The 12,014-nt window shown below is 55.2% G+C and carries 10 protein-coding genes; 4 read left to right on the forward strand and 6 right to left on the reverse strand.

Features of this window, described 5'->3' with window-relative positions:
• The first annotated feature begins 192 nt into the window (after positions 1-192).
• The 4 genes from ggpS (at position 193) to V6D20_19160 (ending at position 6,259) form a co-directional block, all read left to right on the forward strand.
• Entirely contained in the window at positions 193-1,710 is a 1,518-nt protein-coding gene (gene ggpS, locus V6D20_19145) for a glucosylglycerol-phosphate synthase (protein HEY9817898.1), read from the forward strand.
• A 276-nt stretch (positions 1,711-1,986) separates the two neighbouring features.
• Positions 1,987-3,699 carry a glycerol-3-phosphate dehydrogenase gene (gene glpD / locus V6D20_19150; GenBank protein HEY9817899.1) on the forward strand — a complete coding sequence of 571 codons (1,713 nt, stop codon included), beginning with the start codon at positions 1,987-1,989 and terminating at the stop codon, positions 3,697-3,699.
• Between the two features lie 75 nt (positions 3,700-3,774).
• A complete protein-coding gene (locus V6D20_19155) occupies positions 3,775-4,794 on the forward strand; it encodes an NAD(P)H-dependent glycerol-3-phosphate dehydrogenase (protein ID HEY9817900.1) in 1,020 nt (339 codons plus the stop codon).
• Positions 4,795-4,894: 100 nt separating this feature from the next.
• Complete coding sequence (locus V6D20_19160; protein ID HEY9817901.1) at positions 4,895-6,259, forward strand: MFS transporter; 1,365 nt, start codon at positions 4,895-4,897, stop codon at positions 6,257-6,259.
• A gap of 20 nt (positions 6,260-6,279) precedes the next feature.
• Here V6D20_19160 and V6D20_19165 read toward each other — a convergent pair whose 3' ends face one another.
• The 6 genes from V6D20_19165 to V6D20_19190 form a co-directional block, all read right to left on the reverse strand.
• The gene (locus V6D20_19165; GenBank protein HEY9817902.1) at positions 6,280-7,479 is read right to left on the reverse strand and encodes an aspartate aminotransferase; all 1,200 of its coding nucleotides are present in this window, start codon (positions 7,477-7,479) and stop codon (positions 6,280-6,282) included.
• Positions 7,470-8,675 carry an iron-containing alcohol dehydrogenase family protein gene (locus V6D20_19170; protein ID HEY9817903.1) on the reverse strand — a complete coding sequence of 402 codons (1,206 nt, stop codon included), beginning with the start codon at positions 8,673-8,675 and terminating at the stop codon, positions 7,470-7,472. Before V6D20_19170 ends, V6D20_19165 begins: the two co-directional genes overlap by 10 nt.
• Positions 8,676-8,898: 223 nt before the next feature.
• On the reverse strand, positions 8,899-9,429 hold the full coding sequence (locus tag V6D20_19175) for a Ycf51 family protein (GenBank protein HEY9817904.1): 531 nt from the start codon (positions 9,427-9,429) through the stop codon (positions 8,899-8,901).
• 118 nt (positions 9,430-9,547) lie between these two features.
• The gene (locus V6D20_19180; GenBank protein ID HEY9817905.1) at positions 9,548-10,024 is read right to left on the reverse strand and encodes an SUF system NifU family Fe-S cluster assembly protein; all 477 of its coding nucleotides are present in this window, start codon (positions 10,022-10,024) and stop codon (positions 9,548-9,550) included.
• A gap of 86 nt (positions 10,025-10,110) precedes the next feature.
• A complete protein-coding gene (locus V6D20_19185; protein HEY9817906.1) occupies positions 10,111-10,863 on the reverse strand; it encodes an SDR family NAD(P)-dependent oxidoreductase in 753 nt (250 codons plus the stop codon).
• A 60-nt stretch (positions 10,864-10,923) separates the two neighbouring features.
• Positions 10,924-11,838, reverse strand: coding sequence for a branched-chain amino acid transaminase (locus V6D20_19190; protein ID HEY9817907.1), 915 nt, complete (start codon positions 11,836-11,838; stop codon positions 10,924-10,926).
• Between the last annotated feature and the right edge of the window lie 176 nt (positions 11,839-12,014).

The following is a 12,014-nucleotide window of genomic DNA, read 5'->3' on the forward strand; positions in this document are numbered from 1 at the left end:
GTCATCTGGTGCAAAAAAACGCTGAGGGGATGCCAGATGAGACCGGTGTATCTCGTTATCCATATTCCGTGATGGTGCAGTAGAACCTATGCCGGTTGAATGCAACGACCCCCAAGAGCATCCGTTCGATATTTATCGCTCGTGATTTATCGCTCGTGACTCTAGCAGCTTGACCATTTAGGAGAGAACTCCATGAAATCCTCCCTTGTGATTCTGTATCATCGTGAACCTTATGATGAGGTTTATGAGAATGGAACACTCCATTACCGCGAGAAAAAAAGCCCTAACGGCATTGTTCCTACCCTAAAAAGTTTCTTTGCCAACGCAGAGCGCAGCACCTGGGTTGCATGGAAGCAGGTCAACCCTCGCAAAAAAGAACCGTTTCAAGCTGAAATTAGCCCAGACGGAGCCAGTGATAGCTGTGTGGTGCGCCGCATTCCTCTGACGCCCGATCAGGTGAAGAACTTTTACCACATCACCTCGAAGGAAGCGTTTTGGCCGATTCTCCACTCCTTCCCCTGGCAGTTTACCTACGACTCATCGGATTGGGAGAACTTCCAGCACATTAATCAACTTTTTGCCGAGGCTGCCTGTGAAGATGCAGCGGAGGATGCCCTGATTTGGATCCATGACTACAACCTGTGGCTCACGCCGTACTACATTCGGCAGAAGATGCCCCACGCTAAGATTGCCTTCTTCCACCACACTCCCTTCCCTGCTGCGGATATTTTCAATATTCTGCCTTGGCGAGAAGCGATCGTCGATAGCCTGCTGTGCTGCGACCTGTGCGGCTTTCACATTCCCCGCTATGTAGAAAACTTTGTCGGCGCGGCCCGCAGTTTGCGACCCATTGAAATTACCCGCAGAGTGCCGGTAGATCAAGCCTTTACCCCCTTTGGTACAGCTCTGGCTGAACCCGAAGTGACCACCCAAGTTCGCTATGGCGATCGCTTGGTGAACTTAGATGCCTTCCCGGTAGGCACCAATCCGCAACTGATTCAGTCCATTTTGCAAAAGCCAGAGACGGCTGAGCGCATTGCCAACATCCGTCGTGAGGTGGGTGATAACAAGCTGATTATGTCCGCTGGGCGGGTGGACTACGTGAAAGGTACCCGAGAAATGCTCTGGGCCTACGAACGACTGCTAGAGCGGCGATCGGATCTGCACGGCAAAATTAATCTGATCACCACGGCGGTACAGCCCAATCAAGGAATGCGGGTGTATAGAACTGCCCAGGGACAGATTGAACAGTTGGTGGGTAAGATCAACGGTCGGTTTGCCAAACTCAACTGGACGCCAATTATTCTATTTACCACACCCATCCCCTTTGAAGAACTCATTGCCTACTTCAAAGCGGCAGATATTGCCTGGATTACGCCTCTGCGAGATGGCTTAAATCTAGTGGCTAAGGAATATGTGGTTGCCCACGAAGGTGAGGATGGTGTCTTGGTGCTATCGGAGTTTACCGGTTCGGCGGTGGAACTACCTGACGCTGTCCTTACCAATCCCTATGCCTCTAGCCGTATGGACGAGTCGATTGACGAAGCCTTGGCGATGTCACCGGAGGAGCAGAAGGTGCGCATGGGACGTATGTACCAGGCTATTAAGCGCTACGACGTGCAGCAGTGGGCTAATCACCTATTCCGGGAAGCTCGAGCCACGGCGATTTTGGGTGAAGAGCCGGCGGAGCAAGAGCCAGCTTTAGTCTAAAACCTACTGGACAAGCTTGTAGGGTGGGCAATGCCAGCCCTACAAGTTTCTGATATCTAATTTTCTGATATCTAATATTGATGACTAGGGCTGGGAGAGCCGGTTACAGCGATCTAGACGTCGCCAAATGCTGCCAAAATACTCCTCTCAGTAGAGGACATAATGAAATTAACGAGGTATGCTCAAGGGGCGGAACGCTAAAGTAGTGGATCCTAATTCATTGCCAGAGTAAGGGTTGAGCAAACTCCCAGTTACGGGTCAATTGAATCAAGTATCATGCGCGATTTTCAAGCCATTCAGAATACAGCCTACGATATCGTTATCATTGGCGGCGGAATTAATGGAGCGGGTACGGCCCGAGATGCCGCCCTCCGGGGTCTCAAGCCGCTCCTCATTGAAAAAAATGACTTTGCTGGCGGCACCACCAGTTGGTCTACTCGGTTGGTGCATGGTGGATTAAGGTACTTAGAATATTTTGAGTTTCACCTAGTACGCGAATCGCTGCGGGAACGAGAAATCTTGCTGCAGGCGGCTCCCCACTTGGTGAAACCGATTCAAATGACCATACCTATTTATCGTAATGGTTCGCGGCGCTACTGGGAAATTCAGGCGGGTATGTTACTCTATGACATTCTTAGCTTTGATAAGACGCTGCTGTCCCACCGAATGTTATCTGCCACCAAGTTTCAGCAACATTTTCGCACGGCTAGTGCCGATCAGCTAACGGGCGCTGCTCAATATTATGACGGTCAAGCCGAATATGCTGAGCGTCTTTGCTTAGAAAATATCCGTTCTGCAGCGGCAGCCGGTGCGACGGTGTTGAACTATGTCGCGGTGACGGCCATTCCCTGCAAGGGCGATCGCATTTCTGCCTTGACCTGTGAGGATCAGCTAACCGGCGAAACCTTTGATGTGCCCATTGGACCGAAGACCGTGGTGGTGAACACCTCTGGACCCTGGGTAGACCAAGTCTGTCAACTAGGTCGTCAGGGCGATCGCCCCCGACCAATAGCCAAGACACGTAAAATCGGCGGCACGAAGGGCAGCCATATTGTGGTTGATGCCTTTCCGGGTGCTCCCGATACGGCCTTCTATGTGGAAGCAAGGACTGATGGTCGTCCCTTCTTTATTGTGCCTTGGCTAGGAATGTATTTGATTGGTACGACCGATTTACGCTATGAAGGTAATCTCGATTGCGTCAAGGCAGATAATGATGAAATTGATTATTTGCTGACGGAAACCAATCGAATCTTTCCCGTTGCTGGACTGTCTCGTGATGACGTGAAATTCACCTACTCTGGCGTGCGTCCCTTACCTTACAAGGAAAGTAGCAGTGCGGGTAGCATCACGCGGGATCACATTTTATTCGATCACCAAGTGGATGGTATCCAGAACCTAATTTCCCTGATCGGCGGCAAGCTCACCACCTATCGCCAAGTGGGTGAAGAAATGGTCGATAAAGCCTGCCGTAAGCTACAGCGCAGCATTCCGCCTTCGCCTGCCCGCACGGTGCCTCTGCCGGGAGCTATCCGACCTCAGGATTCACGCATTAGTGAAGCGATCGCTCACTATGAAGCCTACGTATCCAGTGAGTCGATCCACCATCTCTTTAAGGTTTACGGCGCTCTGGCAACAGAGGTGCTAGCCCTAGTAGACGATGCTCCGGACTTAGCTGAGCGCTTGATTCCTGAGCTGCCCGATATCCGTGCCCAGGCCGTATATTCAGTACAGGCTGAATATGCCCACACCTTGGTAGATATCTGTCGCCGCCGTACTACCTTAGCCATGCGTCGCAACTACGGGTTTGATGTGTTGCCGGCCATCGTGGAAACCTTGATGACTCACTGCGGTTGGGATGACGATCGGTGTAATCAGCAACTGGCCGATTATTCCACCTACATGGCCGACAACTGCATTCCCGACTATGCGATCGCTGCCTTGGATCAGGCTCAGCCCATCCCTTCACTATCTACTGCTGACCGAGCCTAGCCGCAAATTCCCTAACCTAGGGGTTCATCAGGAGCCCCATAGTCTGACCTATTGAGTTCTAGAGGATAATTATCTATGAGTCATGAACCAAATTCGACTCGCACTGGCGGTTTAGCCCACGAAGCACATCAGCAAATTGAGAAAATGATCACAACAAAACCCGCTACGCTGACAGTTTTGGGAGCAGGAGCATGGGGATCAGCTTTGGCAACCCTGGCTCGCGAAAATGGCCATCAGGTTCGAGTTTGGTCACGGAGTTTGGACATCAGCTTAGAGGATGCGATCGCTGGTGCTGATATCATTCTCTCCGCCATTTCTATGAAGGGCGTGCCAACGATTATTGAGCAGCTGAAAGCTATGCAGTTGCCGGCCCATGTGGTTCTAGTGAGTGCAACGAAGGGACTCGATCCGTCCACAACCCGCACTCCATCTCAACTATTCCAAGATGCTTTTCCTCAGCATTCCATTGTTGTGCTGTCGGGGCCCAATCTTTCTAAAGAAATTGACGCGGGTTTACCGGCTGCCACCGTTGTGGCCAGTTCTGACATCGTCGCAGCAGAGCGGGCGCAGCAGCTCTTTTCTTCCGATCGCTTCCGGGTCTACACCAACAACGACCCGATTGGTACGGAGCTGGGCGGCACCCTGAAAAACGTGATTGCGATCGCGGTTGGGGTTTGTGATGGCTTGAACCTAGGCACTAACGCCAAATCTGCTCTGATTACCCGCGCCTTGACCGAGGTGATTCGGGTGGGTACGCACCTAGGCGCACAGCCGGAAACCTTCTTTGGTCTGGCTGGCTTGGGCGATATGCTAGCCACCTGCTCTAGCCCCCTCAGCCGTAACTACCGCGTAGGCTACGGTCTGGCTGAAGGCAAAGCCTTGGAGCAAATTCTAGAAGACTTGCACAGCACCGCAGAAGGGGTCAACACCACCAACGTGCTGATTGACCTAGCCAACCGTGAGCTGATTCCCGTCCCCATTTCCCGACAGGTCTATCGCTTGCTGAACGGGAAGATTACACCCCAGCAAGCCGTGGAAGCGCTCATGGAGCGAGATCTGAAACCCGAAAGCTGCGATACCCTAGTGAATGCTTAGGCGATCGCTCTTCTCATAACCCGTCTAGGTTTGAAATGGGTTGGCGATCAGGGTGGCGGATGCTGGACTGATCGCGTATCGCTGCATGATGGTATCGTTTGTGTCTCAGTCTAATCGTCTCAAGTTCTGGCAACTGTGGAATATGAGCGTTGGCTTCTTTGGCATCCAGTTTGGCTGGGGGCTACAGATGGCTAACACTAGCGCCATTTTTGAATACTTGGGAGCCAATGCCCACCAAATTCCCATCCTATGGTTGGCGGCTCCCCTCACGGGGCTGATTGTCCAGCCGATTATCGGCAACCTTAGCGATAATACCTGGTGCGCCCTAGGACGGCGACGCCCCTATTTTTTGGTGGGAGCTATTTTTAGCTCCATTGCCTTGATCGGAATGCCCAATTCATCCAGCCTGTGGATGGCAGCGGGAACCCTCTGGTTGTTGGATACGGCATCCAACGTCAGTATGGAACCGTTTCGGGCCTTCGTGGGGGATCTCTTGCCCGCCGAGCAGCGTACCCAAGGCTTTGCGATGCAGAGTTTGTTTGTGGGGCTAGGAGCGGTGACGGCGTCGGCCTTGCCCTGGGTGTTGAGCCACGGTCTGCACGTGATCAGTCCTCCAGAAAGTCATGCCATTCCTCCCTCGGTGACTCTGTCGTTTTACATTGGGGCGGCGGTCTTCTTGGGAACGGTGTTGTGGACAGTCTGCAGCACCACCGAGAAGCCACCCGTGGATATGGAAGCCTTTCAGCAGCAGCAGCATCGCCGTCTTGGTGTCCTAAAAACCCTGATTTCTATCAAGCGAGCGATCGCCCATATGCCCCAAACCATGCGCCAATTGGCTTGGGTGCAGTGCTTTAGCTGGTTGGGGATGTACTGCCTATTTCTCTACTTCCCGCCCGCCGTCGCCCACAATATTTTCGGCGCAGTAGACGAAGACTCGCTGCGCTATGCCGAAGGCATTGAATGGGCAGGGCTTTGCATGGCTGCCTACAATGCCGTATGTGTGGGTATATCCTTTGCCCTTCCGAAGATTTCTCGACAGATTGGTCGTCGCTTCACCCACGCCCTCTGTCTGCTCTGCGGAGCGATCGGTTTATTGTCGTTGATGTTCATTCATGATCAATACCTCCTACTGGCCTCGATGGTCGGTGTGGGTATTGCTTGGGCCAGTATGCTAGCCATGCCCTACGCCATGCTGGTGGGTTCCCTGCCGCCGCGCAAGGGGGGAATTTACATGGGAATTTTCAACTTTTTTATTGTCTTACCGGAAGTGGTAGCATCCTTGGGTTTTGGTTGGGTGATGGTCAATCTGCTCCATGAAAACCGACTGTGGGCTGTTGTCGTCGGCGGTGGCTCGATGCTGATTGCCGCACTCTTGACCCTACGTGTGAAGGAAGAGCAGGCTCAAGAGCGATCGCCCTCCTCTGAGCCTGCTAGTCCGGCGCTACGCCCTGCCAATATTGAGTAACTCTAGGTTGACTCGAAGGGTTAGGACACGGCCATGGGTTGATAGCAAATGCCAGCGGCGGCAAAGCGATCAAGAGCTTCCTGAAGGCGATCGCACTCGGCGATTAGACTAATGCGCACATAGCCTTCCCCACCACTGCCAAAGGCATTCCCTGGCGTTACAACCACACCGGTCTGCTGCAGCACTGACAGAGCAAAATCGGTGGAGCCAATTCCCGGCGGGCAGGGTACCCAGAGATACATGGTGCCCTTGGTTTTGGGGACTGACCAGCCTAGTTTTCCTAGACCTGCAATGAGGAAGTCACGGCGGGTGCGGTAGCGAGTTTGCACCTCTTCTAGGTAGATGTCTGGTAGTTGCAGGGCAGTTTCCGCAGCTCGCTGGAGGGCCGCAAAAATGCCGTAGTCTAGGTTGGTCTTGAGGGTGCGCAGACCTTGGATAACGTGGCGGTTGCCGACGACAAAGCCGACCCGCCAGCCAGCCATATTGTAGGTTTTAGAGAGGGTGTGGAACTCGACGCCGAGGTCTTTCGCACCGGGAATTTCTAGCAGGCTGGTGGGTTGATAGCCATCGAAGGCCAGCTCGGCATAGCAGAGATCATGCACCAGCAGAATTTCGTAGTGGCGAGCAAAGGCGACGATCTCTTCAAAGAACTCGCGGGGGGCGGTTGCTGCTGTGGGGTTGCTGGGGTAGTTGAAATACAGGATCTTGGCCTGTCTTGCTACCTCTTCGGGAATGGCGGAGATGTCGATGAGCCAATTATTTTCGGCGGAGAGCATCAGGCTATGGACTTTGCCGCCAGCAATCAAGGGGCCGCGAAAGTGGGCGGGATAGGCGGGATTGGGTACCAGCACCAAGTCTCCAGGATTCACGTAGGCGATCGCTAGGTGAGTTAACCCTTCTTTGGAACCTAGCAACGGCAAGGCCTCCCCATCGGGATCCAGCTCGACGTTATAGCGGCGGTAGTACCAGTCTGTGATGGCGCGGCGAAAGCTGGCGGTGCCTTCAAAGGGAGGGTAGCCGTGATTGCTAACGTCCTGTAGGGCTGCCATGGCGGCTTCGACTACGGGCTGCGGTGTGGGGCCATCGGGGTTGCCCATCCCCAGATCAATCAAATCGAGACCCTGTTCCCGCGCCTTGGCTTTCAGCTCATCCAGTCGGGCAAATACGTAGGGTGGTAATGCACTGAGGCGATCGGCCTGATGAATCCAGTCTAAACCCACAACTGTCCCTCCTGCTCCGTATAACGTGGTTGATCTGTGGTGGGGCGATCGCCCTCTGGATGGCGTACTTCCGAGATGGGCGTGGTGGTAGACACCATGGCCGCCATCAATTGATCGGGGGTAACCGTAAACGGCAAGTGATGGATATCAGAACGCTCAGCACAGGCCACCTCGGCTGCTTGGCGCAGGTCGGCAATGGTGATGGACTCTAGACCTAGATCGGCTAAGGTTTGGGGGAGCCCGAGGGTGCTATAAAACTGCTGAAGCTGCTGGCGGGCTGTGGCTGCTAGACGACTGCCCTGCACTAATTCCTCAAGGCGTAGCTGCACGAGGATGCCGAAGGCTACTTTCTCGCCGTGGAGGGTACCGTGGCTTTGCAGGAGATGGGTGAGACCGTTGTGGACGGCATGGGCCGCCACGGTGCGACATTGGGCTCCGCCAATTCCCCCGATGACGCCTGCCAGGAGAACCGTCGCATCTACCACGTCGCGCCACTCTTCACCGCCTGGATTCTCTAGGGCGGCGGCGGATTTTTGGAACAGCAGGTCGCGCAGCACCCGAGCTTGCTGCACTGCTGCCACAATCAAGGTTTGTTGGGAATGACCGCTGCTCACCGAGGCTTCATACCATTTGGCGATCGCATCCCCAATGCCGGCAACCAGGGTACGGCGCGGCGCAGTTTGCACCAGGTCATAGTCCAGCAGCAGCAGGTCGGGGCAGCGATCGAGGCTGACATCGTAGAGAAATGCGCCTTGGTCAGAATAGACGTTGGATAGCGCTGTCCAAGCGGCACAGGTGGCGGCCGAGGTGGGAATCGTGACCACGGGCAAGCGGGCCTGATGGGCGACGAGTTTGGCGGCATCTAGGGCCTTGCCGCCGCCCACGCCCAGAATTACATCGGCTTGATGCTGCTCACGGGCCTGGTGCAGATGGGCTAGGGCAGCTTCGCTACAGTCGTCGCCATAGGCCACATCGGCGATCGCCAACCCCTGTTGGACGAGGCTTGGGTGTAGATCTGGAGCGACTAGGGCCAGGGTGCGATCGCCGCCGATGATCAGCGGCCGTTGACCGATCTGGGCCAGGATGGAGCCTGCTTCAGCCAAAAGACCTGCCCCGCGCACAATACGCGCTGGAGCCACCATCAGGCTGGGAAGAATTGCCGGAGAAGAAGCGGATTGAGGCGATAGACGAGTCATAGACGGGATGGGGTCGTAGGAGACGGCTAAGATACCCTGCAGCCAGGGCGATCGCAATCAATGAAGACAAGACTATCCATGGGGTGATGGATCCAGCACCGATTGGTTTTCTGACAAATCGGTGTCCTGGATGACATCAGTCTCAAGTAAAGACCAATTTACTATACTCAATGGTTACTTGCGGAGACTTTCTTGGATTGGCAGCAAGGTTCAGCGGAATCGCTTAGGAGTCGGTGTTGGGTGCTGGCGGGATGGCGGCGAGGCGATCGCTGTAGATGGTGACGTTTAGGTTCTCATCGGTACGATCTCGGAGCGATCGCTTGATCTGACCCAACACCAGCGGCTGGGAGACACCCTCCTCGGGATGGAGCACCGTGCGGGCGAGGATGGTGAGTTGGCGATCGCCGCCGCGCCCGAGGCGACCGGGGGAGAAGAGGTTGCTGGCGGCCTGTTTGAGGGTGGCGTCCAGTTCCGTCTCGGTGATGGTGGCGGGAACGACAATCACCGCTTGGGTTGCACCGGAATCAAACACGGTGACATAGCGCACCGCACCGGGCACGCTAGTCGGCACAATGGGGCCCAAACTGAGGGCGAATAGCCCCGCAGTGAGGACGCCCATGAAGCCCGTCACCCCTACTAGGCGAAAGCGAAACCCCCACTTAAAGGCAAAGCTCAAAAGCATCAAGGCCCCAAAGGCCAGGGTCGTGATGCCAAACCATTTCGCAATCACCAAAAAATCAGCCGTACTTAACATAAATCCTCACCCTATCCCACTAAAACTAATTGTTGATGGCGTTATTGCTGATGGCGCGATCGCCCCTGGAAGGTTCACACCTACAGGTCAATACGGCCTGGATCATTCATAGATCTGTCTATAAATTTTCGTTGCTGACAAACTCAACTGCCTCGATTTGCCCTGCCTGTTCGAGGGCGGCCTTCAGGGTATGCCAACCCAGATTGGCGCATTTGATCCGCACCGGAAACTGCGCTACCCCCTGCATAACATTCAGCTTGCGCAGCTCCTTTGGGAACTCCGCATCGCCTTTCATCATCGCCTGAAACGTTTGCACCATTTCCAGCGCCTCCTCACAGCTTTTACCCCGCAGGGCCTCGGCCATGAGATCTACCGACGCCATGGAAATAGCGCAGCCTTCGCCCTCAAATTTCACATCGTCAATGGAGCCATCGGCCTCGTTGAGCTTAAGACTGAGTTCGATGGTGTCACCACAGGAGGGGTTGTGCCCACGCTGGTGGCGATCGACGGGGCTGGTGGTGCCGCGATTACGGGGTTTTTTGTACCGTTCCAAAATCACGGTTTGGTAGAGATCGCGGAGATCATTCAATGCCATGGCTGCGTTGGGAGTGCTAGGGTACCTGCTCTGATCCTATCAGGGTTACGAGCATTCGGGGGATGGGGCGATCGCTCTCGGGGTGACTAATTGCCCTGCTGGGTAGGACGCAGGAGGATATCGTGCACCTGCACATGGGGCGGCTGGGTGAGCAGATACTCTAGGGCATTGGCGATGTCGTCGGGGCTGAGCACTGGAAACTGGTCGTAGGTAGCTTGGGCTTTCTGGGCATCTTGGTGATACTTGGCCGCAAACTCCGTTTCCACATAGCCAGGGCTGATAGACGAGATGCGGATCGATGATCCGGCAGCCCGCAGCTCCTGCCGCAGACCCTCGGTGAGCGATCGCACCGCAAATTTGGTACCAGAATAGAGCCCGCTAATGCTGGGCACGCGATAGCCAGACATGGAGCTAATGTGGACAATATGGCCGCGATCGCCCCTGGCCTGCATATCCTGCAGGGCTTCCCGAGTGCAGATGCAGAGGGCCAGCACATTCACCTCCAGCATCTCTCGCCAGGCCTCGGTGTCGCCGGTCATTAAGGGTGCGTTGTGCCCTAGCCCAGCATTGTTCACCAAAATATCCACACCGCCCCACTGGTGGCGCAGGCTGGCAAACATCTGGAGAATGTCCGACTCTTGGCGAAGGTCAACGGTCTGGGCCAGCACCTCCGCTCCACTCTGCCGTAGGTCAGTTGCCAACGCGTCTAGGCGATCGCTGCGCCGGGCACAGATCGCCACCCGACAGCCGTCCGCCGCCAACCGCCGTGCCAACGCTGCGCCGATGCCGCTGGATGCACCGGTGACCAACGCCACTTGTCCTGCTAGAGATGACTCCATCCTGAACCTCCGATCCCACAAATCGGTATGGTAACAGGTTCATGGTGCTCTGCGAATCCGCTAAGCGATTGCCACTCGGGTAATCCAAGACTCATACTGGGGATCTCGCCCTTCGGTGATGGCGGTGAGCTTGTCGCGCAGGAGGGTGGTGATGGGGCGATCGCTCGACAGCTCATAGTTTTCGACCCGGCGCACCGGGGTGACCTTGGCCGCCGTACCGCTGAGGAAGACTTCATCGGCAATCAACAGCTCGGTTTTATCGATCGCCCGTTCAACCACTGGAATGCCCAGATCTTGCGCTACCGTCAGCACGCTATCGCGGGTGATGCCTTCCAAAATGTCTTGGTCAAAACCAGGGGTAATCAGCTTGCCCTGACGCACCACGAAAATATTCATGCCCGAGGCTTCACAGACCTTCCCCTGGGTGTTCATCAAAATGGCTTCGTCAAACCCTGCCGACACCGCTTCCGTTTTGGCCATGGACGAGGTGATATACGCGCCGCTAATTTTGCCCCGTAGCGGCAGGCTACGATCTTCCTGGCGATACCAGGAGCTAATGCGACAGGCGACCCCCTCCGGCGAGAGATAGTCCCCCAGCTCTAGCCCATAGATAAAGAAGTCTTTTTCGACGTTATGCAGCCGAGGCGCAATGCCGAGATCCGAGGTGTAGACAAAGGGGCGAATGTAGAAAGATGTGCCAGGCTGATTTTTTTGCACAAACTCCACGATGGTGGCGGCAATTTTGCTGACGGGCAGGTCGTATTGCAGGAAACGGGCGCTATCGCTGAGACGCTGGGCATGGCGATCGAGCCGGAATAGTAAGGCATGACCGGGATGTTGAGGATCGGGGATGCCCCGCAGTCCGCCAAATGCCCCAGTTCCATAGTGCAGCGCATGGGTGGCAATCGATAGGTTGGCGTCCGCAAAGGGAACAAACTCATTTTTAAAGTAGGCAACGGGCAGAAAGGTGTGCATGGCAACGACTATCCTCTAAACGATGGGCGAATGATCAATGGGCATCGGCTGATTGGCTGACACCTCTTTCCCTCATCCCCCAGCCCCTTCTCCCACAAGGGTAGAAGGGGCGCAAGACGGTTTCAGATGCTTTCAAAGCCCTTCTCCGATTCTGGGAGAGGGATTTGGGGTGAGGG

It is taken from the genome of Candidatus Obscuribacterales bacterium (assembly GCA_036703605.1).
Lineage (GTDB): Bacteria > Cyanobacteriota > Cyanobacteriia > RECH01 > RECH01 > RECH01.

Bases quoted from the DNA above. Each gene is read 5' to 3' on its own strand.
- ggpS (HEY9817898.1), top strand. From the start codon at position 193: ATGAAATCCTCCCTTGTGATTCTGTATCATCGTGAACCTTATGATGAG.
- glpD (HEY9817899.1), top strand. From the start codon at position 1,987: ATGCGCGATTTTCAAGCCATTCAGAATACAGCCTACGATATCGTTATC.
- V6D20_19155 (HEY9817900.1), top strand. From the start codon at position 3,775: ATGAGTCATGAACCAAATTCGACTCGCACTGGCGGTTTAGCCCACGAA.
- V6D20_19170 (HEY9817903.1), bottom strand. From the start codon at position 8,675: ATGACTCGTCTATCGCCTCAATCCGCTTCTTCTCCGGCAATTCTTCCC.
- V6D20_19175 (HEY9817904.1), bottom strand. From the start codon at position 9,429: ATGTTAAGTACGGCTGATTTTTTGGTGATTGCGAAATGGTTTGGCATC.
- V6D20_19180 (HEY9817905.1), bottom strand. From the start codon at position 10,024: ATGGCATTGAATGATCTCCGCGATCTCTACCAAACCGTGATTTTGGAA.
- V6D20_19185 (HEY9817906.1), bottom strand. From the start codon at position 10,863: ATGGAGTCATCTCTAGCAGGACAAGTGGCGTTGGTCACCGGTGCATCC.
- V6D20_19190 (HEY9817907.1), bottom strand. From the start codon at position 11,838: ATGCACACCTTTCTGCCCGTTGCCTACTTTAAAAATGAGTTTGTTCCC.